The organism is Pseudomonas sp. NS1(2017), from assembly GCF_002269425.1.
Lineage (GTDB): Bacteria > Pseudomonadota > Gammaproteobacteria > Pseudomonadales > Pseudomonadaceae > Aquipseudomonas > Aquipseudomonas reactans.
On record NZ_CP022960.1, the window covers coordinates 4,008,280 to 4,032,632 of the forward strand.

General features: G+C 62.4%; 15 protein-coding genes and 1 pseudogene. 8 read left to right on the forward strand and 8 right to left on the reverse strand.

What is annotated here, in order from left to right; all coding sequences use genetic code 11:
• Window positions 1-95 precede the first annotated feature (95 nt).
• The 4 genes from CI807_RS19140 to CI807_RS19155 all read left to right on the forward strand — a co-directional run bounded on the left by CI807_RS19140 (window position 96) and on the right by CI807_RS19155 (window position 4,244).
• Window positions 96-1,007: an arginase family protein gene (locus CI807_RS19140; RefSeq protein WP_095015750.1), complete on the forward strand. Its 912-nt coding sequence runs from the start codon at window positions 96-98 to the stop codon at window positions 1,005-1,007.
• Window positions 1,008-1,085: 78 nt separating this feature from the next.
• Window positions 1,086-2,264: a cystathionine beta-lyase gene (locus tag CI807_RS19145; protein ID WP_095015751.1), complete on the forward strand. Its 1,179-nt coding sequence runs from the start codon at window positions 1,086-1,088 to the stop codon at window positions 2,262-2,264.
• Window positions 2,261-3,280: an amino acid ABC transporter substrate-binding protein gene (locus CI807_RS19150; protein ID WP_095015752.1), complete on the forward strand. Its 1,020-nt coding sequence runs from the start codon at window positions 2,261-2,263 to the stop codon at window positions 3,278-3,280. Before CI807_RS19145 ends, CI807_RS19150 begins: the two co-directional genes overlap by 4 nt.
• A gap of 34 nt (window positions 3,281-3,314) precedes the next feature.
• Window positions 3,315-4,244 carry an esterase family protein gene (locus CI807_RS19155; protein WP_095015753.1) on the forward strand — a complete coding sequence of 310 codons (930 nt, stop codon included), beginning with the start codon at window positions 3,315-3,317 and terminating at the stop codon, window positions 4,242-4,244.
• Here CI807_RS19155 and CI807_RS19160 read toward each other — a convergent pair whose 3' ends face one another.
• The 3 genes from CI807_RS19160 to CI807_RS19170 are packed head-to-tail and all read right to left on the reverse strand — an operon-like array spanning window position 4,245 to window position 8,361.
• Complete coding sequence (locus tag CI807_RS19160) at window positions 4,245-5,633, reverse strand: lyase family protein (protein ID WP_095015754.1); 1,389 nt, start codon at window positions 5,631-5,633, stop codon at window positions 4,245-4,247. It lies immediately after the preceding gene.
• A 12-nt stretch (window positions 5,634-5,645) separates the two neighbouring features.
• A complete protein-coding gene (locus CI807_RS19165) occupies window positions 5,646-6,950 on the reverse strand; it encodes a cation:dicarboxylate symporter family transporter (protein ID WP_016977224.1) in 1,305 nt (434 codons plus the stop codon).
• Window positions 6,951-7,005: 55 nt separating this feature from the next.
• Window positions 7,006-8,361, reverse strand: a complete 1,356-nt coding sequence (locus CI807_RS19170; RefSeq protein ID WP_095015755.1) for an adenylosuccinate lyase family protein — start codon at window positions 8,359-8,361, stop codon at window positions 7,006-7,008.
• A gap of 113 nt (window positions 8,362-8,474) precedes the next feature.
• Between CI807_RS19170 and CI807_RS19175 the strand changes: the two genes are divergently transcribed.
• On the forward strand, window positions 8,475-9,206 hold the full coding sequence (locus CI807_RS19175) for a GntR family transcriptional regulator (protein WP_177409638.1): 732 nt from the start codon (window positions 8,475-8,477) through the stop codon (window positions 9,204-9,206).
• On the opposite strand, the gene CI807_RS32160 is transcribed toward CI807_RS19175, so the two are convergent.
• Both CI807_RS32160 and CI807_RS32165 read right to left on the reverse strand, forming a co-directional pair.
• Window positions 9,203-10,261, reverse strand: coding sequence for a methyl-accepting chemotaxis protein (locus CI807_RS32160; protein ID WP_371858011.1), 1,059 nt, complete (start codon window positions 10,259-10,261; stop codon window positions 9,203-9,205). The two genes, CI807_RS19175 and CI807_RS32160, sit on opposite strands and share 4 nt — an antisense overlap.
• 66 nt (window positions 10,262-10,327) lie before the next feature.
• Window positions 10,328-10,843: pseudogene (locus tag CI807_RS32165) on the reverse strand (MCP four helix bundle domain-containing protein); the annotation flags it as partial.
• A 254-nt stretch (window positions 10,844-11,097) separates the two neighbouring features.
• Between CI807_RS32165 and CI807_RS19185 the strand changes: the two are divergent.
• Window positions 11,098-12,453 carry an MATE family efflux transporter gene (locus CI807_RS19185; protein ID WP_095015758.1) on the forward strand — a complete coding sequence of 452 codons (1,356 nt, stop codon included), beginning with the start codon at window positions 11,098-11,100 and terminating at the stop codon, window positions 12,451-12,453.
• Here the strand turns inward: CI807_RS19185 and CI807_RS19190 are convergent.
• Complete coding sequence (locus CI807_RS19190; protein WP_016977218.1) at window positions 12,437-13,024, reverse strand: TetR/AcrR family transcriptional regulator; 588 nt, start codon at window positions 13,022-13,024, stop codon at window positions 12,437-12,439. The genes CI807_RS19185 and CI807_RS19190 overlap by 17 nt on opposite strands.
• Before the next feature lie 141 nt (window positions 13,025-13,165).
• On the opposite strand from CI807_RS19190, the gene CI807_RS19195 reads away from it, so the two are divergent.
• The gene (locus CI807_RS19195; protein ID WP_095015759.1) at window positions 13,166-14,338 is read left to right on the forward strand and encodes an MFS transporter; all 1,173 of its coding nucleotides are present in this window, start codon (window positions 13,166-13,168) and stop codon (window positions 14,336-14,338) included.
• Here CI807_RS19195 and CI807_RS19200 read toward each other — a convergent pair whose 3' ends face one another.
• Both CI807_RS19200 and CI807_RS19205 read right to left on the reverse strand, forming a co-directional pair.
• A complete protein-coding gene (locus CI807_RS19200; protein WP_095015760.1) occupies window positions 14,339-14,704 on the reverse strand; it encodes a type II toxin-antitoxin system HicB family antitoxin in 366 nt (121 codons plus the stop codon).
• Window positions 14,701-14,952, reverse strand: coding sequence for a type II toxin-antitoxin system HicA family toxin (locus CI807_RS19205; RefSeq protein ID WP_038846635.1), 252 nt, complete (start codon window positions 14,950-14,952; stop codon window positions 14,701-14,703). Before CI807_RS19205 ends, CI807_RS19200 begins: the two co-directional genes overlap by 4 nt.
• A 209-nt stretch (window positions 14,953-15,161) precedes the next feature.
• Between CI807_RS19205 and CI807_RS19210 the strand changes: the two genes are divergently transcribed.
• Window positions 15,162-24,353, forward strand: a 9,192-nt coding sequence (locus CI807_RS19210; protein WP_095015761.1) for a non-ribosomal peptide synthetase, incomplete at its 3' end; no start/stop codon positions are given.

A 24,353-nucleotide genomic window follows, 5' to 3' on the forward strand; every position in this document is an offset into this window, starting at 1 on the left:
ACTGGCGCACTCCCTGCGATGGCCAGGGTGTAGCGGCACGAAGAAAAAACAGCCGCCCTGCACTTGAACCCGAGAGAATCCAGAGAGGATGTTCCATGCGTAACTTCGCAATCATTGAAGCCCCGTCCGTGCTCGGGCATATCCCCACTCACCTGGGCGTGGCCCGTATGCCCGAGGCCTTGCTCAAGGCGGGTCTGGCTGAGCGTTTGGGGGCGCGGCATGCCGGTCGGGTGGAGTCGCCACCGTGGCGAGAAGAGCGCGACCCGGAAACCCAGATCATGAACCCCCACGCCATTAATGAGTATTCCATCAACTTGGCCAACAAGGTCGGCGAGGTGCTGGACAAGGGCGAGTTCCCGGTGGTGATCGGCGGTGACTGCTCGATCCTGCTGGGGACGCTGTTGGGGCTGCGCCGTCGTGGCCGTTTCGGGCTGTTTTACCTGGACGGTCACGCCGACTTCTACGAAGCCGAAAAGAACCCGATCTCCGGCGCCGCTTCCGCCAGCGACCTTGGCTACGCCACCGGCCGAGGCCCGGCGGTGGTAGCGGACATCGAAGGGCGCCGCCCGTTGCTGCGTGATGACGATGTGGTGCTGTTCGGCTACCGCGATGGTGCGATTCAGGCGCGTAACCGCTGCCAGCCGATTCCGGAAGACCTGCTGGCGTACAACCGCAACGAAGTGCGCATTCTTGGCACCGAGACGGCAGCCGAAGAGGCCGTGGCGCACCTGACTCGCGTCGACGGCCCGGAAGGCTTCTGGATTCACGTGGATGTGGACGTGCTCGACCAGGGCATCATGTGGGCCTGCGATCACCCGCAACCCGACGGTTTCTCCTGGGACGACCTGGCCACCACGCTGCGCACCGCCATGCAGTCGCCCCAGGCCATCGGCATCCAGTTCACCATCTACAACCCCGACATGGACCCCGGCCACCTGAGCGGTCGCGGCCTGGCCGGCACCATCGCGCGCGCCTTGGCTCCGTTCGGTCAACGCCAGGTCGGCTAAACGTCGCTGAAGTGGCCGGTACGCCGTGCCACTTCATTCCCTGATTTTTTCCTACCACCTGGACGTGGAGGTATCCCCATGCCCCGACATCGACAAACCACTGCGCTCGACCCTAGCCCTCGGGCGCCGGCCGGCTTTCGCTCGCTGGCCACCGCCACCCACCGTGGCTCCACCACACTGTTCGACAATTCCCGCGCGGTGCGTGACGACTGGTGCCCCGAACGCGTGCCTTACGCCTACGGCTTGCACGGCACGCCCACCAGCCTGGAGCTGGCTGCGCGGGTCGCCGAGTTGGAAGGCGCCGAGCATTGCTTCATCACTCCCGGCGGTCAGGCGGCGATAGCGCTGGTGTACTTCGCCTTTTGCGCTGCGGGCGACCATGTGCTGGTGCCGCAAAGCGCCTACGGCCCCAACAATGACCTGGCTCGCGATCTGCTGGCCAAGCTTGGCATCAGCGTCCAGACCTATGACCCCATGCTCGGTTCCGGCATCGCCAGCCTGATCCGGCCCAATACCCGCCTGATCTGGTGCGAGAGCCCCGGCTCGGCGACCATGGAAATCCAGGACGTGCCCGCCATCGCGGCCGTTGCCCACGCGTCCGGTGTGCTGCTGGCGTTGGACAATACCTATGCCAGCGGGGTGTTTTTCGATGCCTTCGCCCACGGCGTGGACGTGTCGATCCAGGCTCTGACCAAGTACATCGGCGGCCACAGCGATGTGCTGCTCGGCTCGGTTTCCACGCGCAACCCCGAGCACTATCAGGCGCTGGGCCTCGCGCGCTCGTTGCTGGGCATGGCGGTGTCGCCCGACGATTGCAGCCTGGCCCTTCGCGGTCTACAGACGTTGTGGGTGCGCCTGGCCCACCTGCAAACCGCCACCTTGCAGGTTGCGCAGTGGCTCAAGACCCGGCCCGAAGTAGACAAGGTGCTTCACCCGGCACTGCCCGATTGCCCCGGTCATGAGCTTTGGCTGCGTGATTTCAGCGGTTCCACCAGCGTGTTCTCAGTGGTGTTCAACGCGGAGTTATCCGGTGAAGCGCTGCTGGATTTCATCGATCGGCTGAGCCTGTTCCATATCGGCTACAGCTGGGGCGGCGTGACCAGTCTGGTGGCGCCGCATTTCAACCTCAACCGCGATGAGCGCCAGTACGGCGACCGGCTGGTGCGTTTCAACATCGGCCTGGAACACGTCGACGACTTGATCGCCGACCTTGAACAAGCGTTTTCCCGAGACAAACACCGTGGAGACGGCCAATGAAAACCTTGCAGCGCTTGATGATTGCGGGTGCAGTACTCGGTGTCAGCCACCTGGCCCATGCCGGTGCGACCCTGGATGCGATTCACAAGAAAGGCTTTATTCAATGTGGGGTGTCCGATGGCATCCCGGGGTTCTCGGTGCCGGATAAAAACGGCAAGCAGCAAGGCCTGGACGTGGACTTCTGCCACGCGGTTGCCGCCGCCGTGTTTGGCGACGCCAACAAAGTGCGGTTCACCCCCACCAACGGTAAAGAGCGCCTGGCCGCGCTGCAATCGGGGGAGATCGACATCCTCTCGCGCAGCACCACCTGGACCAGTTCCCGCGATGCGGGCATGGGCCTGGTGTTCACCGGCGTCACCTACTACGACGGTGCCGGGTTCATGGTCAATAAAAAGCTCGGTGTGAGTACCGCTCAACAGTTGGACGGCGCCTCGCTCTGCATTCAGGCTGGCACCACCACGGAGTTGAACGCTTCGGACTTCTTCCGCAGTCACGGCCTCAAATACACGCCCATCACCTTCGACACCTCCGAAGAAACCGCCAAGGCCTTGCAGGCCGGGCGCTGCGATGTGATCACCGCCGATAAATCCCAGCTCAACGCCCAACGCAGCCAAATGACCACGCCGTCCGACTTCGTGATTCTGCCGGAGACGATTTCCAAGGAGCCGCTGGGGCCTTCGGTGCGTCGCGGTGATGATGAGTGGTTCAGCATTGTGCGCTGGACGTTGTTCGCCATGCTCAACGCGGAAGAGGCGGGGATCACTTCGGCGAATGTCGAGGCTGAGGCCAGCGCCACCAAGAACCCGGATGTGGCGCGTTTGCTGGGCGCCGACGGCGTCTATGGCAAGGACCTCAAGCTGCCGAAGGACTGGGTGGTGCAGATCGTCAAGCAGGTGGGCAACTACGGCGAAGTATTCACCCGTGCGTTCGGCGCGGACACGCCGCTGGCGATCGACCGTGGCCTGAACAATCTGTGGAACCACGGTGGCATTCAATACGCACCACCGGTGCGCTGATCTATCCTCTGACCATGCTGATGGAGCCAACTCGATGCTTCTGAAAACCCTTAGCCACACCCTGGTCCTGCTCGCCACCCTGATGATGACCAGCCTGGCGGCGAATGCCGACACCGGCCGCGTCGATGACACCCAGTCAATCACTAGCAAAACCCTTGGGCAGGCCGTCAAATACACGATCTACCTGCCGCCCGACTACGGCCACTCAGCCCGGTCGTACCCGGTCCTGTACATGATGCACGGCGGTGACGATGGGCGTTACAACGACTGGTTCGTGCAGGACAACCTCGGCGCCGTTCTCGACCGCCTGATCAACGATGGGGCGATCCCGGCGATGATCGTCATCACCCCCGATGGCTTGCGTAACCCCGAGAACAAATACGCCACGTATTTCATGAACGATGCGGACGGCAAATTCCAGTGGGAAACGATGTTCATCCAGGAATTTATCCCGGCCATGCAGAAGCAGTACCGCATCCTGGATGACAAGCGCTTCCGTGCCATCGGCGGGCTGTCCATGGGCGGGTTTGCTTCGTTGATGTATGCCTTCAAGTACCCCGACCTGTTCAGTGCGGTCGCGGTGATGAGCGCTGCGGTACGCACCGACGAGCAGATCACTCAGATGGATGCGGCCGGTTACGAGCGCCGCTATGGGCACGCCTGGGGCGAGGGGTTGGTTGGCGAGCAGAGGCTCAACGCACAATACCGCCACAAAAACGTGCTGGACCTGGTCAAGAGTACGCCGGTGGGCGACATCAAGAAAACCAAGTACTACCTCGACGAGGGCACCAACGACCCGTTCTTCCTTGGCAATGTGTCGCTGCACCTGGAGTTCAACAAGCTTGGCGTGCCGCACCAGTTCCTGGCCCGGCCCGGTGCGCACAATTACGATTTCTGGGCGCCGGGTTCCGAGCCTTTATTGAGGTTTATCGGGTTGAATTTCCAGGAACGCAGCGTGCAGTGATCAGCCGGGGCTGATCATGTTTTCCGGTCGCACCCGTTGGTCATATTCTGCGGCGGTGATCAGCCCCAGCTGCACCGCCGCCTCCTTGGGTGACAAGCCTTCATCCGCCGCCTTGCGAGTGATCTGCGCCACGCAGTCATAACCCAGCAGCGGGTTCAGCACCGTCGCCATCAACAACGAGTGCTCCACGTTACGCGCCAACTGCGGGCGGTTCACTTCCAGGCCGCTCAGCAGCTTGTGGGTGAACAGGCTGACGCAGTCGGTGAGTACCTCGATCGAGTGCAGCAGGTTGTGGATCAGTACCGGCTTGGCCACGTTCAATTCGAAGGTGCTGGAAGCGCCCGCCAAGGTGATGGTGGTGTGATTGCCCATCACCTGCATCGCCGCCTGCACCAGCACTTCGGCGATGGTGGGGTTGCGTTTGCCGGGCATGATCGAGGAGGTCAGGCCATCGTCCGGCACGATCAATTCCCCCAGGCCGCAACGCGGACCCGAACCGAGCAGGCGGATGTCATTGGCGATCTTGGTCAAGGAAACAGCCAGTACATTCAGCGCCCCGGAGGCTTCGACCAGGGCATCGTGGGTGCCCATGCCTTCGAACTTGCAGGGGTTGGTCTCGAAGGGTTCGCCGGTGAGTCGGCTGATTTCCTCGCAGAACGCCAAGTCAAAACCGACCGGTGTGTTCAACCCGGTGCCTACCGCCGTGCCACCTTGGGGCAGCAGGCGCAGGCGCGGCAGGCAGGCTTCGATTCGCGCGATGCCATGCTGGATCTGCTGGGCAAACGCACCAAAGGCCTGGCCCTGGCTCATCGGCACCGCATCCATCAGGTGGGTGCGACCGATTTTCAGCACGTCCTGCCAGGCGTCTGCCTTGGCGTTGAGTCCATCACGCAGATGGCCCAATGCAGGCAGCAGGCGACCGCGCAGTTCCAGCACGGCGGTCAGGTGCATCACCGTGGGGAAGCTGTCGTTGGACGACTGCGAGCGGTTCACATGGTCATTGGGATGTACCGGCGACTTGCTGCCCAGTTCAGCACCAAGCGCGAGGTTGGCGTGATTGGCGATCACCTCATTGGCGTTCATGTTGGTCTGGGTGCCTGAGCCGGTCTGCCAGATCGACAGCGGGAAATGCGCGTCCAGCTCGCCATTGGCCAAGGCTTGCGCCGCCTGTTCGATGGCGTCTGCCAGGTTCGGCGCCAGCGCGCCGAGCCGTGCATTGGCGCGGGCACACGCGCGTTTCTGTTGGCCAAAAGCGCGGATCAAACTGGTGGGGAACGGCTGTTTGCTGCCGAACACCTCCAGTGCCCGTTGGGTCTGTGCGCCCCAGTAACGGTCGGCCGGGATCGACACCGGGCCGAACGCGTCATGTTCGATTCGCAGAGCAGTCATCACCAGGCTCCGTTAAAGCGCCGCGCCGGCAGCACGGCCGAGCACGCGTTGATATTCATCCTGGGCGGTCTGCTGGGAGAACTCGCCAGACCACTTCGACACCACCACCGTCGCCACGCTGTTGCCGATGGTGTTGCAGGTGGCAATTGCCATGGACATGAAGCGGTACACGCCGAACAGCAGCGCCAAACCTTCCGCCGGCAGCACGCCGATAGCAGTGACGGTCGCGGCAAATACCACAAAGCTGCCCCCCGACACCGCCGCCGCGCCCTTGGAGGTCACCAGCATGATCGCGATGATGCCCAGCTGTTGCTCCCAGCTCAGCGGCACGCCGTAGGCGTTAGCGATAAACAGCACGCACAGCGACATGTAGATCGATGTACCGTCGAGGTTGAACGCGTAGCCGGTGGGCAACACCAGGCCGACGCTCTGCTTGGAGCAGCCGAATTTTTCGAGCTTTTGCAGCAGGCGCGGCAGGGCGCTTTCCGACGATGCGGTGCCGAGCACGATGAAGATTTCATCCTTGATGTAGGTGAGGAAGCGCCACAGGCTGAAGCCGCTCAACCGGCACACCGCGCCCAGCACCACAAAGATAAAGAACGCAATGCCGACGTAGAACATCAACACCAGGTTGGCCAGGGACATCAGCACCGCGGTGCCATTGCTGCCCACCGCATACGCCACCGAACCGAAGGCCCCCAGGGGCGCGAATTTCATGATCAGGTTGATGAATTCGAAGAAACATTCGGAGATGCGGTTCAGGCCGTCTTCGATCACTTCACGACGTTCAGGCTTCAAGGCCAGCAGGGCGAAACCGAACAACACCGAGATCACCAGCACTTGCAACAACTGGCCACCGGCGAAGGCGCCGACGAAGTTGTCCGGGAAGATGCCGTAGATGAAGTCCATGGTCGACGCGGGCGCATGGCCCTTGGCAACCGCGGCACTCGCGGCAGCAGCGGCGGCACTGCTCGGGTGCGCGTCATGCATGCCGGAGCCGATTTGCAGCAGATTGCCCCACAGCAAACCGATGGCCAGGGCGAGGGTGGACACCACTTCAAAGTAGATCAATGCACGCAGGCCGACTTTGCCGACACGCTTGATATCACCGGCTGAGGCGATGCCGTGGACCACGGTGAAAAACACCAGCGGCGCAACGGCGGTCTTGATCAGCTTGAGGAAAATATCGCCGAGGATCTTGAAACTGGCGGCCAGCTCCGGGGCGAGAAAGCCAAAGGCGATCCCGAGGAACATGGCGGCGACAACCTGGAAGGTCAGGTCCTTGTAGAGCGGTTTTTTTGCGGGGGTGGATGACATGTCTGTGATCTCATTGTTGTTATGGATGAAACGATGGTGACGCTCTCCTACAGAGTCAGCGAGGGACTGCGCCCTGGCGCGCCAGCGCGATATCGACCATCTGCGGCGCCAGCCCCAGGTAGTTGGCCGGGTCGGTCAGGCGTTGCAGTTCGGCCAGGTCCAGTTGCGCAGTGGCTTCGCCCTGGGCGAGCAGGGCGTCGAGCAGGCTGGTGCCCTGGTCATTGGCCATGCGGCACGCGGCGTAGACCACATCGTGGGCGACCTGGCGGCCAAGGGCCGGGGCGAGGCCCATCATCACGGCTTCGGCGACGATCAGGCCCTGGGTCATGTCGAGGTTCTTGCGCATGCGTTCGGGGCGCACTTCCAGGCCGGCGAGCATGAAGGTCGCCTGGCCGAGGGACGCGGCGCTGAGGGCGAAGGCCTCCGGGATGGCGATCCACTCCGCCTGCCACGGGCCGGTGGAGCGTTCGAAGTCCTGGATCATCGCATCGAGCATCAGCCCGGCGTGTTGGCGCACGCCCTTGGCGGCGGCGTACATCAGCTCGCAGGAAATCGGGTTGCGCTTCTGCGGCATGGTGCTGCTGGCGCCACGGCCTTTTACGAAAGGTTCGTACACTTCGCCCAGTTCGCTGGTCATCATCATCATGATGTCGAGGGCGATCTTGCCCAAGGAGCCGGTGACCAGGCCGAGGAAGTTGAGGGTTTCGGCCAGGCCATCGCGGGCCACGTGCCAGGTGGCTTGCGGCACGCCCAGGCCCAGTTCGGCCATCAAGGCTTCCTGCACTTCGAGGCCCTTGTCGCCAAGAGAGGCGAGGGTGCCGGCGGCCCCGGCGAACTGGCCGATTTCGACGCGTGGGCGCAGTTCAACCAGGCGCTCGGCGTGGCGATCAAACATGCTCAACCACACCGCGCACTTGTAGCCGAAGGTAATCGGCAGCGCGTGTTGCAAGTGGGTGCGGCCCGCCATCGGTGTGTCGCGATAGCGCTCGGCAAGGCCGGCGAGCAAGCCGCGCACGGCCTGGATATCCCGCTCGACGATGGCCAGCGCAGCGCGGACCTGCAGGACCACGGCGGTGTCCATGATGTCTTGGGTGGTGGCGCCCCAGTGCACATAGCGGCCGGCTTCACCGCAGATCTTCGACAGTTGCTCCACCAACGGCAGGATCGGGTAACCGACGATTTCGGTCTCGTGTTGCATCAGCGCCAGGTCCAGGGCCTCGTATTTCGACAGCGCGGCGATCTGCTCGGCGGCCTCGCTTGGGATCACGCCGCAACGGGCTTCGGCGCGGGCCAGGGCCACTTCCACTTCGATGTAGCGTTCGATCAGGGCTTTATCGGAGAACACGCCGCGCATTTCGGCGGTGCCGAACATGTCGCGGAACAGGGCGGAATCAAAAACGGTACTCGACATGGGAAAATCCTAATTGTTATTTTTAAACCATACATATTTAATATGTCCGTACATTATGATTACGCCTGTGCTGATACACTGTCAACTCGACAACGAGGGTAAAAATGGAAAGCGTGAGCCAGAGGCGTTATGCGGCGGTTGCCAAGGACTTGATCGATCAGATTGGCAGCGGCCATTACCCGGTGGGGTCGTTGTTGCCGACCGAATTCGAACTCTGCTCGCTGTACGCGGTGAGCCGGCACACTGTGCGCGCGGCCATTGATCAGTTGCAGGGGCAGGGCATGGTCTCGCGGCGCAAGCGTGTTGGCACGCGGGTCGAAGCCGCCGCACCCCAGGGCGGGTATTCTCAGGCGATGGCGTCGGTAGCCGACCTGGTGCAGGTGGCCGAAACCCATATCCGCGATATCCAGGACGTGCGCGACTTCGTCGCCGATATTGCGTTGGCGCGGCGTCTGGGGCTGGAGCCGGGCGGGCATTACTTCTGCGTGTCGAGCATCAAGGTCGATGCCAGCGCCGGCAACGCGCCGCTGTGTTGGACCGACGTGTACGCCGAGCAGACCTTTGCCGAGGTAATCCCCGCAGCGCGCAAGCATCCTGATGAACTGATCGCTGCGTTGATCGGCAAGGCGTTCTCTCGGCATATCGATGTGGTGGACCAACAGGTGCGGCCGGTGCAACTGTCGGCCGGACTGGCCGCCAGCCTCAAGGCGCAGGGTGGGACATTGGGGCTGAACATCATCCGCCAGTACCGTGATGAGGCTGGCGGGGTGATCGCGGTGTCGGAAACGGTCTACCCCGCAGACCGTTTCACCCTGACCATGCAGATGAAGCGCGACAAACGCTAGGTCACGTTGAAAAACGCCACCTTGGTGCTCAAGCGATCCGCCAGCTCCGCCAGTTCGTGATTGGAGTTCTCGACCTGCTCGGAGCGCGCCGCCGACTGCACGGTGGAGCTGTGGATGCGTGTGACGTTCTGCGCGACTTCTTCCGCCGCCGCGCTTTGTTGCACCGAAGCACTGGCGATCTGCGCGTTCATCGCATTGATCGCGCCGACTTCCTGACTGATCTTGCCCAGTGCTACCTGTGAATCGCGGGTCTGCGCCACGGTGAGCTGGGCCAGGCTGCGGCTGCGTTGCATGATATCGGCGGCGTCCTGGGTGCCGCTTTGCAGCTTGCCGATCATGTCGCGGATCTCCTGGGTCGATTCCTGGGTGCGCGTCGCCAGCGAGCGCACTTCATCGGCCACCACCGCAAAACCACGACCATGCTCACCGGCCCGCGCGGCTTCGATGGCCGCATTGAGTGCCAGCAGGTTGGTTTGGGCAGCGATGGCGTTGATCACTTCGATCACGGTTTCGATGCTTTCGCTGTCGCTGGACACCTGGTTGACCCGGCTGGTGGCCTGGTCGAGGATGGTTGCGAGTTCCTCGATAGCCACGGTCACTTCGCCGACCAGGCGGTGGCCACTGTCGACTTCTGCGTCCGCCAAAATGGTCGCCTTGGACGCGGCGGACGCGTAGCCCGAGACCTCACTGACTGAAGCCGCCATTTGCGTGATCGCAGCCGCCACGTGCTGGGCTTCGCTGGTTTGCAGGGTGATCTGCTGACGATTATCGCTGGCCACGGACAACAGGGTGACCGAGGCGTGGCGCAGGGCTTGGGCCGCCGAGCGCACTTCGGTGATGGTGTCGCCCAAGCGCGCCAGGGCGTTTTTCAGGATGCCCATCACGCTGTCGGGGTAGCCGGTTTCGATGGGCTGGTTCAAGTCGCCATTGGCCAGGCGACGGATTGCCTCGGCGACTTCCTCCGGCTCGGCACCGAGGGTGGCCTTGACCTTGCGGATGATCAACAGGGACACCAGCACGCTCAAGAGGATCGAGACCGCGCTGGCCAGCAGCATCAGCACGGCAAAGTTGCTGGCGGCGGCTTGCACCGTGTCCAGGCGTTGCTTGATCTGGGCTTCTTCGAAGTCGATCAGGGCATTCACGCGTTTGAGCCATTCGGTGTAGTGAGCCGACGACTGGGCCAGCAGCAAGTCCTGGGCGCCGGCGATGTCATTGCTGCGACGCAGGCTGATCACCCGTTCGCTGGAGGCCAGGGCCTGGGTCTCGATGGCCTTGATATCCGCTAGAAGGCGGGACTCTTCGGCGCTGGCGGCGGCATTTGCGAACAGGCGATCCATCATCACCGCAGAGTCCTGGTAATCGCGCTTGAGCTGGTCGATCTCGGCCAGGTGGCGGTTGAGCGACGGTTCATCCTTGACCAATACTGCATCGCGGATGGCGATGGCGCGGTTGTGCACGCTGCCACGGAAATTGATCGCATAGCGCTGCACCACGGCGGCTTTTTCAGCCACGTCCTTGAGGGTGCTGTCGATAAAACCCACGCGCTGGATACCGACGGCGGTGATCAGCACCAGCAACGACAGGGTGGACGCAAAGCCCAGCCCGATACGCATCGCCAACGAGACAGGTTTTTTCATGGAAAGCTCGATATTCAGGGGATTGAGGAGTGATGGCTAAAAGCTATTTTCGCTGGGGAATCTATCGACCCGCCTGCGATGCGTCCAATCAGAAATTGCTGACCCTGCCATCGAGCGAATTGATGGAATAAAACCTGGATATCCCGAATGCCTGCGCAACGCTTGCCGGGTGGTGGAACCCGAAAGCACAGGAAGATGGGATCCACTTACGGTATAACCCTCGGACGCTTTAGTGATCCGAGGCCCCGTTTTTCATGCAAAGCCCTTTGCAACGCCCGCTGTGGCAGATCTACCTGATCTTTCTGGCACCCATGGTGCTGTCCAACTTCCTGCAAAGTTTTTCCGGTACCCTCAACGGCATCTATGTCGGGCAAATGCTCGGCACCCAAGCGTTGGCGGCGGTGTCGGGGATGTTCCCCATTGTGTTTTTCTTCATTGCCTTGGTGATCGGCCTGGGGGCGGGCGCCTCGGTGCTGATCGGCCAGGCCTGGGGGGCGCAGGAAACGGGGATGGTCAAGGTGATCACGGGCGCAACCCTGACGTTGGGGGCGCTGGTGGGTGTGATCGCCGCGGTGCTGGGCAGTCTGTTTGCGCGTCCGGCGTTGCAGGCGTTGGGCACGCCGGTGGATGTGCTGGACGATGCGGTCGGCTATGCGCAGAAGATGATGCTGATCATGCCGTTGTTGCTGGTATTCATCCTCTACACCCAGTTGCTGCGCGGCGTCAGCGACACGATCTCACCGTTGCTGGCGCTGATGGTGTCGACCCTGGTCGGCCTGTTGCTGACGCCGGCACTGATTGGCGGCTGGATCGGCCTGCCGCCCATGGGCATCCAGAGCGCGGTGTATGCAGGGCTGGTGGGTAACGCCTTGGCCATGCTGTTTTTGATCTTGCGCCTGCGCCACAATAATCATGTGATGGCGCCCGATCGTGAGTTGCTTGCGGCCTTGCGCCTGGACCGCGTGATTCTCGGAAAAGTCTTGCGCATCGGCTTGCCTACCGGCCTACAGATGGTAGTGCTGTCGCTGTCCGAATTGGTCATCCTTGCCCTGGTCAACGGCCACGGCTCCCAGGCCACGGCGGCGTATGGCGCGGTGACGCAGATCGTCAACTACGTGCAGTTCCCGGCGTTGTCGATCGCCATCACCGCTTCTATCCTGGGTGCCCAGGCGATTGGTGCCGGGCGCTTGGAGCGTATCGGGCCGATTCTGCGCACGGGACTGTTGATCAATCTGTGTCTCACCGGTGGCCTGATTATATTGGGTTATGTGTTGTCCCACTGGTTGCTCGGGCTGTTCATTACCGACGATGCGGCACGGGTCAACGCGGAGCATCTGCTGCACATCATGCTGTGGAGCATCCTGGTGTTTGGCTTCCAGGCGGTGGTGGGCGGGATCATGCGGGCAAGCGGCGTGGTGCTGATGCCGGTGGTGATCTCGATTTTCTGCGTGCTCTGCGTCGAACTGCCGATGGCGTACCTGTTCAACGCGCATTTTGGCCTGGAAGGCGTGTGGATGGCGTTCCCCGTGACCTACCTGGCAATGCTGGCCTTGCAGACTGCGTACTACCGGTTGGTGTGGCGGCACAAGCAGATCAAGCGGTTGGTGTGAGGCTCAGGCCGCGCAGCAGCAGTTCAAGACCTTGCAGGCCCTGTTCGAGCCGTGCGTCCGGGTGTTCATCCCGGGCGATCCACAGGGCAGTGTTGACCAGGCTGCCGTTGATCAGTTGTGCCAGCGCAAGGCTCGGGACGTGGGGGATAGCCTCGGCCTGCATCAGCGCCTCCAACAATTGGCGCAATGACTCGACGCAGTGTTGCTGGGCGCCGGTGTCGCCCAGGACGGCCGGCGCATCCTGCAACACAATGCGCTGGATTTCGTCATCCTGTGCCATGCGCAAGTAGGCACGACAACGTTCGCAAAAGCCGCTCCAGGGGTCTGCAGCTTCGTCTGAAATGCGCTGCAAACGCGCGTCCATCTCGCTGTCGAGTTGGGCAACCACGGCGGCCAGCAGGCCTTTCTTGTCACCAAAGTGATGGTAAAGCGCCCCACGGGTCAGGCCGGCACGGGCGGTGAAGTCGTCCATCGATGTATTCGCGTAACCTTGCGTAGCAAAAGCCTGACGCGCGCTGGCGATCAGCCGGGCGCGGGTGTCTTCGATCATTTCGGCACGGGCTCGGCTCATGGTTGGGCTCACAATCGGCTAAGGAAAGATTGACATACGCTGCGTATGTTAAGCATGATTTGTCACATACGCACCGTATGTATTTTGCCTCGATTCTTGCGGATAGCAAGTTCCAGGGCATTCATGAAGAGGTCGAGCAGGATGGCAAACCCTTACGCCGAGTTGTTCCAGGTCCCTGGCGCCCGGGCTTTTGTGTTGGCGGGGATGCTTGCGCGCATGCCGGTATCGATGACGGGGATCGGCTTGATCACCATGCTCTCGCAGGTGCATGGCGGCTATGGCCTGGCAGGCTCGGTCGCGGCGGTGTTCGCCTTGGCGACGGCGTTTTGTGCGCCGCAGGTGTCGCGGCTGGTGGACCAGTACAGTCAAGGCCGAGTGCTGCCGATTGCTGCATTGATCGGCGGCGGCGCTTTATTGATGTTGTTGCTCTGTACCCGTCTGCAAGCACCGAGCTGGCTGCTGTTCCTGTTCGCCGCGTTGGCGGGTTGCATGCCTAACATGTCGGCCATGGTGCGGGCGCGCTGGACCGAGCTGTATCGGGGCCAGCCCAAGCTGCAAACCGCGTTTGCCCTGGAGTCGGTACTGGACGAGGTGTGCTTTATCATCGGCCCGCCGATTTCCGTCGGGTTGAGCGTCGTGCTGTTCCCAGAGGCGGGGCCTTTGGTTGCTGCGTTGTTGCTGGCGGTGGGGGTCACCACCTTTGTGTTGCAGCGTGAGACCGAACCACCCGTGCATGCGCATCAGGGCCACCACGGCCGCTGGCTGATTGCTTCACCCTCGGTGCTGGTCCTGATGATCCTGTTGCTGGCCATGGGCGTCATTGTCGGCGTGGTGGACGTGGTCAGTGTTGCCTTTGCCCAGCATCAGGGGCAGCCGGCGGCGGCGAGCATCGTGTTGTCGGTGTACGCCATTGGCTCGTGCCTGGCAGGGCTGGCGTTTGGCACCCTGAAACTCAAGGCATCATTGCCCCGGCAGTTCCTGTTCTGTGGCATGGCTACGGCGCTGACCACCTTACCGTTGCTGCTGGTGACCAACATTCCCGGGCTCGCCGTGGCGATCTTTATCTCTGGGTTGTTCTTCGCCCCCACGTTGATCGTGTCCATGGCCTTGGTGGAGCAGGTCGTACCCGCCAGCCGCTTGACCGAAGGCATGACCTGGCTGATCACCGGCCTCAGCATCGGCGTGGCCATTGGCGCTGCCAGTTCCGGCTGGATGATCGACCACTTTGGCGCCACCAGCGGGTTCTACGTGGCGTTGGCGGCGGGGGCGGTGGTGCTGGGGGCGGCAGTATTGGGTTATCGGCGGTTGGGCTAATCAGCCAGCCGCAGGGCATGCATCATTGCCATGATGCTGTAAAAACTCATTCAAGGCCTGGCGTGTCAGGTCATTGAGGGTCACTTTTTTGCGGGTCGCCGCCAGGGCTGCCGCCAAGTGCAAGTCATGGCCGACCCGGACATTGAAGGAGCCCTTGCAGGGCTTCTCCGGGACCTGCCCGAGGGTCTGGCAAGTGGCGAGGTAGTCATCCACCGCCTCCCGAAATGCAGCGTCCAGTTCAGCGACGGTTTTCCCTTCATAGCTCACCAACGCCTTGATGAACAGGATCTTGCCGAACAGGCAGTTGTCTTCGACGCTGGCTTCGATGGAGCCGATGTAGCCTTTGTGTTTCAGTTGGTTGTTCACTGAATCAGTTCTCCTGATTTCAACTGTTCGATGATCTGGCGCCGAATGTAGTGTTTCAGTTCGTTGCCAGGGTGAGGCTTGTGCAAGGTGATCATTGCACTGGGGTCGCCGATGTCGAATTTGACCCGGCTTCCAGCCCCTTCAATCTGTGTGTAGCCCAGTCGACGCAGCAGCGTTACGAGCTCAGGCCAGGTAAATGCCATGTGCTCATTGAGCAGTTTGGCGAGCAGCTTTTCATTTTTGGACACGGCGTTCCCTGCGTGTAACTAAATGTAGTTGCAAAAAGAGGTGTTCGTCAATGCTAGCTCGGGTTCGGGTGTCTCTGTTGAGATTGATGTAACCCTTGATGACACCTCGCTCCACGCCTTCCACTCCCCGCTAATTTTTCCCTGTCCGGTTCGTTTTATAGGGACGACGTGCCTTTGTGCTTCCCGCCTATTGCTCCGGACTCCAAGAAATGAATGCTGAAGACTCCTTGAAACTTGCTCGCCGGTTTATCGGGTTGCCCCTGGAAAAACGCCAATTGTTCCTGCAGGCCTTGCAGAAAGAAGGGGTGGATTTTTCCCGGTTTCCGATTCCGGCAGGGGTGGAGACGGAGGATCGTCAGGCGCTGTCCTACGCGCAGCAGCGCATGTGGTTTCTCTGGCAATTGGACCCGGCCAGTGGCGCCTACAACCTGCCGGGCGCTGTACGCCTCAAAGGCACGTTGGACCTGGTTGCGTTGGAACAGGCGTTTTCTAGCTTGGTTGCGCGCCACGAAACCCTGCGCACGGTATTCCAGCAACAGGCCGATGAGCGCCTATTGCAGGTCGCGACAGCAAAATCATTGGTCGTCGATCAACTCGGCCTGAGCCACCTGCCTCCTGCTGAGCGCGAACAAGCCGTCAACGACGCCGCAATCCGTCAATCGCTGCTGCCGTTCGATCTGGAAAACGGCCCGTTGCTGCGCGTGCAATTGCTCACGCTCGACACGCAGGAGCACGTGTTGCTGCTGACCCTGCATCACATCGTCTCCGACGGTTGGTCGATGAACGTGCTGATCGAGGAGTTCATCCGCTGCTACGACGCCCATGAACGCCATGAAACACCGCAACTGCCTGCTTTGCCGATTCAATACAGCGACTACGCCCTGTGGCAACGTCGCTGGTTGGAAGCGGGTGAACAGGCCCGCCAGCTGGAGTATTGGCAAGCACGCCTGGGCGATGAGCACCCGGTACTGGAGCTGCCCACGGATCGCCCACGTCCGGCCATGCCGAGCTACCAGGGCACGCGCCATAACTTCGCGATCGAACCCGCGCTGGCGGCACAACTGCGCAGCTGCGCGCAAAAGCACAACGTGACCCTGTTCATGCTCTTGCTCGGTGCGTTCAACGTGCTGCTGCATCGCTATACCGGGCAGGGCGATATCCGCGTCGGCGTGCCAATCGCTAACCGCAACCGTACTGAAGTCGAAGGGCTGATCGGCTTTTTCGTCAATACCCAAGTGCTACGCACCGAGCTGAGCGGGCAAACCCTTGTCACTGAGCTGCTGCAAAGCATCAAGGAGCACGCGCTGGGCGCCCAGGCCCATCAGGAATTGCCGTTCGAGCGCCTGGTGGAAGCCCTCAAGGTCGAGCGCAGCCTCAGCCATACGCCGTTGTTTCAGGTCATGTACAACCATCAGCCGGTGGTGGCCGATGTTGCGAGCGTCAGCACCGCCTCCGGCCTGGAGCTGGCGTTGGTGGAGTGGCAAGGCCGCACCACTCAGTTTGACCTGACCCTCGATACCTATGAAAAATCCGGCACCCTGCACGCCGCGCTGACCTACGCCAATGACCTGTTCGACGCGGCGTCCATCGAGCGCATGGCCGGGCATTGGGTGCGCCTGTTGCAGGCCATGGTGGCCGACGCTACGCAGCGCATCGGTGAGTTGCCGATGCTGGATGCGGATGAGCAGCAAGTGCTGGTCCACACCTGGAACCAGACCGCCGAGGCTTACCCGACCGAGCGCGGCATCCATCACCTGATTGAAGACCAAGTGCAGGCCACGCCCGACGCGCTCGCGCTGGTGTTCGGTGCCACAACGCTGACCTATGCGCAGTTGGATGCGCGTGCCAACCAGTTGGCCCATGTGTTGCGCGAGAAGGGCGTAGGCCCGGACGTGCTGGTCGGCATCTGCGTTGAGCGCTCGATTGAAATGGTGGTCGGTCTGCTGGCCATTCTCAAGGCAGGTGGCGCCTACGTCCCGTTGGATCCTGAGTATCCTCAGGAACGCCTGGCCTACATGATCGAGGACAGCGGCATTCAGTTGTTGCTCAGCCAGCGCAGCCTGTTGCCAAACCTGCCTGTCGAGGGCATTCAGGTGATTGCCCTGGACCAGCCCGCCAACTGGCTCGATGGCTACAGCCGCGAATCGGCAAACGTCACCCTTCACGCGCTGAACCTGGCCTATGTGATCTACACCTCGGGCTCCACCGGCAAGCCCAAGGGCGCCGGCAACAGCCATCGCGCGCTGGTCAACCGCCTGTGCTGGATGCAGCAGGCCTATGGCCTGGATGCCAGCGATGCGGTCCTGCAGAAAACCCCGTTCAGCTTCGACGTCTCGGTGTGGGAGTTCTTCTGGCCGTTGATGACCGGCGCACGCCTGGTGGTCGCGGCGCCTGGCGAGCATCGCGAGCCGGCACGCCTGATCGAGACGATTGGGCAGCACGGCATCACCACGCTGCACTTCGTGCCCTCGATGCTCCAGGCGTTTATCCATGAGCCGGGAGTGCAAGCGTGCACCCGCCTCAAGCGCATCGTGTGCAGTGGAGAAGCCTTGCCGCTCGATGCGCAATTGCAGGTATTTGCCAAGTTGCCTCAGGCGGGCTTGTTCAATTTGTACGGGCCGACCGAAGCGGCCATCGACGTGACCCACTGGACCTGTGTCGACGAAGGCGCCGACAGCGTGCCCATTGGCCGGCCCATCGCCAACCTCGGCACCTACGTGCTCGATGCCCAGCTCAACCCGGTTCCCGCTGGCGTCAGCGGCGAACTGTACCTGGGCGGCACTGGCCTGGCTCGCAGCTACCATCGACGTCCGGCACTTACTGCCGAGCGTTTTGTACCGAGCCCCTTCGGCGACGGCACGCGCCTGTACCGCACGGGCGACCGCGTGCGTCAGCGCGCCAATGGCGTCATCGAATACCTCGGCCGCCTCGATCATCAGGTCAAGCTGCGCGGCCTGCGCATCGAGCTGGGCGAAATCGAGACGCGCCTGATGCAACACCCCTTGGTGCGCGAAGCCGTGGTGTTGGTGCAAGGCGGCAAGCAACTGGTGGCCTACCTGGTGCTGGAAGACCAGGCGCCGGTCGATCTCAGGGCCTGGCTGCTCAGCAGCCTGCCGGAATACATGGTACCGACCCATCTGGTGCACCTGGCCAAGCTGCCGGTAACCGCCAACGGCAAGCTCGACCGCAAGGCCTTGCCAGTGCCGGACGCCGCGCCACAGCAGGCTTATGTTGCGCCGGAAAATGACCTTGAGAAAGCCTTGGCAGCGATCTGGAGCGATGTACTGGGTGTGGAGCCGATCGGCCTGGAAGACAACTTTTTCGAGCTGGGCGGTGATTCGATCATCTCCATCCAGGTGGTCAGCCGTGCGCGCCAGGCGGGTATTCGCCTTAGTCCACGGGACCTGTTCCAGTACCAGAGCGTGCGCAGCCTGGCGCGGGTGGCATGCTTCGAGCAGGCGATAGTCATCGACCAGGGGCCGGTCACCGGCGAGGTGATCCTCACGCCCGTGCAACGCAGCTTTTTCGAGCAGGCGATTCCGGTGCGCCAGCATTGGAACCAGTCGTTGCTGCTGACGCCACGGGAAACCCTGGAATCTGCGCGCCTTGAAGCCGCTTTGACTCAACTGATCAACCACCACGACGCCCTGCGCCTGCGCTTTGTGCAACAAGCTGGCGGTTGGCAGCAAACCCATGCCGAACAAGTGACAACGCCCGGGTTGTGGCAAACCCAGGTCGCTGACGACGCTGAGTTGGCCGCACTCTGCGACGAAGCCCAGCGTAGCCTCAATCTTGAACAAGGTCCGTTGTTGCGTGCGGCCCTGATCGCAATGGCCGACGGCTCCCAACGTTTGCTGCTGGTGGTGCATCACTTGGCGGTGGATGGCGTATCCTGGCGCATCCTGCTTGAAGACCTGCAACAGGCTTACCGCAAGGTCGCATTGCCAGCCAAGACCAGCGCCTACCAGCGGTGGGCGCAGCAGTTGCAGGCCCACGCGCAAACGCTGGACGAGCAACTGCCGTACTGGCAGGCCCAGACTGCGAGCGCCGATCTGCCGTGCGATAACCCCCAGGGCGGCCTGCAAAACCGCCTGGGCAGCAAAGTCGAAATTCGCCTGAGCACCGAACAGACCCGTCAACTGCTGCAAGACGCCCCAGCGGCCTATCGCACCCAGGTCAACGACCTGCTGCTGACTGCACTGGCGCGTGTCATCAGCCGCTGGAGCCAACAGCCCGGCACGCTGATCCAACTGGAAGGCCATGGCCGCGAAGACCTGTTCGACACCGTCGACCTGAGCCGTACCGTCGGCTGGTTCACCTGCCTGTTCCCGGTACGCCTGCAAGCCGATGGCGAGCTGTCGGCTGCAATCAAGTCGGTGAAGGAACAACTGCGCGCCGTGCCGCACAAGGGCATGGGCTACGGGCTGCTGCGCTACCTCGGTACGTCTGAGGCTCGCGAAGCCCTATCGAGCCTGGCCGCGCCGCGCATCACCTTCAACTACCTGGGCCAGTTCGACCGCCAGTTCAACGAATCGGCGCTGTTCGTTCCGGCTACCCAAGGCAGTGGCCAGGCCCAGGACCCGGAGGCGCCGCTGGCCAATTGGCTGACGGTGGAAGGGCAGGTGTATGGCGGCGAATTGGCCCTGCAATGGGGGTTCAGTCGCGAGATGTTCGACGAGACGACCATCCAGCGCCTGGCGGACGATTACCAGCAGGAACTGCTGGCGTTGATCGCGCATTGCGTCGATCCGCAGCACGGCGGCCTGACACCGGCCGACGTATCCCTGGCGCACCTGACCCAAGCCCAGTTGGACGACCTGGCACTGCCTGCACGGAGCGTGCAGGACCTGTATCCACTGTCGCCCATGCAGCAGGGCATGTTGTTCCACAGCCTCTACCAGCAGGGCGAGGATGACGTCTATGTCAGCCAATTGCGCGCCGACGTGCAGGGGATGGACGTGGCGGCATTTCAAGGCGCCTGGGAGCAAGTGCTGGCACGGCATGACATGTTGCGCACCGGCTTTGTCTGGCAAGACGACCAGGGCCAGGCCCTGCAAGTGGTGCATCGCCACGTCAGCTTGCCCTTCATCGAATACGACTGGCGCGACCGTCCGAATCTGCCGGCGGCCCTCGACAGCCTGGCCGCCGAGCACCATCGCCAGGGCTTCGAGCTGGCGAGCCCGCCGTTGCTGCGGGTGGCGCTGGTTCGCACGGGTGAAGACCGCTGGCACTTGATCTACACCAGCCACCATATCCTGATGGATGGCTGGAGTAATGCCCTGGTCCTCAATGAAGTGCTGCAAGCCTGCAAGGGCCGGGCGCTGCCGCCGGTAGGCGCGGCGTTTTCCCAGCATATTGCTTGGCTGCAACAGCAGGACCCTGCGGTGGGCGAAGCGTTCTGGCGCCAGCGCCTGGTGCAGTTGGAAGAACCGACGCACCTGGCACGTGCTGTGGCCAAAAGCGCCGCGCACACGGGCGACGAATACGGCGAACTGCTGTGTGAGTTGGATGCCATTCAGACTCGGCGCCTGACCGCTTTCGCCCGCGCCCATCAAGTGACCCTCAATACCCTGGTGCAGTCGGCGTGGTTGTTGCTGTTGCAGCGCTACACGGGTCAGTCCAGCGTCGCCTGTGGGGTCACGGTATCCGGGCGCCCGGCGCAGCTGGCGAATGTCGAGCAGCAGGTCGGCCTGTTCATCAACACCTTGCCGCTGATTGCTGCCGCCAGCCCGGCGCAAAGCGTCAGCGACTGGGTGCGTAGCGTTCAGGCATTGAACCTGGAAATGCGTGACCACGAACACACGCCGCTGTTCGACATTCAGCGCTGGGCCGGCTCGGCCGGTGAGGCGCTGTTCGACACGCTCGTCGTGTTCGAAAACTTCCCGGTGGCCAAGAGCCTGGAGCAGTCGGGGGAGAGCGGCTTGCGTTTCAGTGCTGTGAGCCATCAGGAGCGCACCAATTACCCCTTGACCCTCACCGTGCAGGGTGGCGAGCACCTGAGCCTGCACCTGGAATACTTGCGAGCCGAGTTTGCCGCCGACGCGGTGCAGCATATCGGCGCCTATTTGCAGGGCCTGCTGCAGCAATTTGCCAATGCGCCGGAACAGGCCTTGGGCGCCGTGCCGTTGTTGCTGGAACACGAATACACCCGCGTGCTGCAAGACTGGAACCCGCGGGGTGTTGCTCAGCCCGCCAAGGCCAGCGTATTGCAACGCTTCGAACAACAAGCGGCATTGCACCCGGAAAATACCGCGCTGATCCTGGATCAGCAGCACATGACCTACACCGACCTCAACGTGCGCGCCAACCGACTGGCCCATCGCCTGATCGAGTTGGGCGTCAGCGCCGACAGCCTGGTGGGTGTGGCGGTGGACCGCTCTCTGGAGATGATCGTTGGCTTGCTGGCGGTGCTCAAGGCCGGCGGCGCTTATGTGCCGCTGGACCCGAAATACCCAGCCGAGCGCCTTCAGTGCATGATCGAGGACAGCGGTCTGCAATGGCTGCTGACCCAGCAGCCGTTGGTGGGGCAGTTGCCGCTCAGCGAGGATCTGACCCTCGTTTGCCTGGAAACCGGGGTGGACTGGCTCGTCGATTACAGCAGCGAAAATCCGTCGTCCAGCACGCAGCCGGCCAACCTGGCCTACGTGATGTTCACCTCCGGTTCTACCGGCCGGCCAAAAGGCGTGGGCATCGATCTGGGCGCCCTGGCTCGGCATGTGGAAGTCTTCACCGAGTTGTTTGCGTTGCAAGCCCATGACCGTGTGCTGCAGTTCGGTACGTTCAATTTCGACGGCTTCGTCGAGCAGCTCTACCCGGCGCTGTGCTGCGGCGCGGCGGTGGTGGTACGTGGCGGCGACTTGTGGGACAGCGACACCTTCTATCAGCAACTGATCGAACACGATATTTCCGTGGTGGACCTGACCACCGCGTATTGGCTGCTGCTGGTGCGCGACTTTGCCGACCGGGGCCCGCGTGACTATGGGCGCCTGCGCCAACTGCACATCGGCGGCGAAGCCATGCCGCCGGAAGGCTTGAATGCCTGGCGGGCAGCGGGCCTGGAACATGTGCGCCTGCTCAACACCTATGGCCCCACCGAAGCCACGGTGACCGCTACCGCCTTGGACTGCGCTGCCTATGTGGATGGCCGTGAAGCCTTGCCGTCGATGATGCCGATTGGCCGCGTGCTGGATGGCCGTGCCATCTACCTGCTGGATGCCAACCTCAACCCGGTGCCGGTCGGTGTGGCGGGCGAACTTGTCATCGGCGGCCCGCTGTTGGCGCGCGGTTACTTCAATCGCCCGGACCTGACGGCCCACCGCTTCATTCCCGATCCGTTTTGCGCAGACGGCGCTGGTCGACTGTACCGCACCGGTGATCTGGCACGTTACCGCGCCGATGGCATGATCGAGTACGTGGGGCGTATCGACCATCAGGTCAAGGTACGTGGTTTCCGCATCGAACTGAGCGAAATCGAAGCGCGCCTGCTGGCCCAGGCCAGTGTGCGCGAGGCGTTGGTCATCGCCGCGGACAACCAGTTGGTGGGTTACGTCGTGGCCACTCAAGTGCTCGACGAATCCCGGCAAACCGAACTGCGCAACCAGCTCAAGGCCGTGCTGCGCGAGGAGCTGCCGGACTACATGGTGCCGGCGCATCTACTGGTGCTGGAGCGCCTGCCTCTGAGCCCCAACGGCAAGGTCGACCGTGCCGCGCTGCCCAAGCCGGATGCCAGCCAGTCGCTGACCGAATGGGTCGCGCCCGTGACTGAGCGGGAGCAACGCATCGCTGCCATCTGGGCCCAGGTGCTGGGTGCCGAGCGGGTAGGGCTCAACGATCACTTCTTCGAAATGGGCGGTCATTCGCTGCTCGCCACGCAGGTGGTGTCTCGGGTGCGTCACGGCCTGGGCATCGAAGTCGCGCTCAAGACGTTGTTTGAACAGCCCGTGCTTGGCGACTTTGTCAGCTGCCTGGGCGACGTCCAGGGTTCGGCACCGGCGCTGGTAGCGGTAGACCGCACCCAACCCTTGCTGCTGTCCTACGCCCAAGAGCGTCAGTGGTTTCTCTGGCAGCTGGACCCGCACAGTTCGGCCTATCACGTGCCCAGTGCGCTGCGCCTGAAAGGTCCGCTGGACCAGGTCGCCCTGCAACGTGCCTTCGATACCCTGATGACGCGCCACGACAGCCTGCGCACATACTTTCAGCAAGAGGCCGACCGTACGGTACAAGTGGTCAGCCCGCAGGCACGGATCGAACTGGTGTTAGAACCCACCGATGAGGCTCAGCTCAAGACCAGGGTTGAAGCGCTGGTAGCCCGACCTTTCGACCTGCGCCGGGGGCCGCTGATGCGTGTGAATCTTCTGCGCCTGGCAGCAGAAGAGCATGTGCTGGTCCTGGTGCAGCACCACATCATCTCCGACGGTTGGTCCATGCAAGTGATGGTCGACGAACTGGTGCAGCTCTACGCCGCCTACAGCCAAGGCCAGGCGCTGCAATTGCCGACGATGCCGATCCAATATGCCGACTACGCAAAATGGCAGCGCGACTGGATGGAAGCCGGGGAACAAGCGCGCCAGCTCGATTACTGGCGTGACCTGCTTGGCGGTGAGCAGCCGGTGCTGGAGTTGCCGTTCGATCACCAGCGTCCGGCGGTGCCGACCCATCGGGGTGCACGCCTGAATATTGCGTTGCCGGCTACGCTGGTCGACAGCCTCAAGGCCCTGGCCCAGCGCGAAGGTGTGACACTGTTCATGGTGCTGCTGGCTTCGTACCAGGCGTTGTTGCATCGCTACAGCGGCCAGCAGGACATTCGCGTCGGCGTGCCGATTGCCAACCGTAACCGGGTTGAAACCGAGCGGCTGATCGGCTTCTTCGTCAATACCCAGGTGCTCAAGGCCGATGTCGACGGGCAGACCACCGTCCGGCAGCTATTGACCCAGGTCAAACAGCGCGCGCTGGAAGCCCAGGCGCATCAGGACCTGCCGTTCGAGCAACTGGTCGAGGCCCTGCAACCCGAGCGTAGCCTGAGCTTGAGCCCCTTGTTCCAAGTCGCGTTCAACCACCACATCAGCCTGGCTGGCGAGCATTTGCAGCGCCTGGCGCAGCTGGACATGAGCCCGGTGAGCAGGGATGAAACCGCCGCGCATTTCGACCTGATCCTGGACATTGAGGAGTCCGGGAACCAGCTCGGCGCATCGCTGAGTTATGCCACCGACCTGTTCGCCCCGGCGACCATCGCGCGCATGGCCAGCCACTGGCAGAACCTGTTACAGGCGATGGTTGCCGATCAACAGCAACCCATCAGCCAATTGAACCTGCTGGGCGAGGATGAGCGGCAGCACATCCTGCGATTGTGGAACCAGACCGACGCCGGTTTCTCGGCCGAGCGTCTTGTGCATGAGTTGGTG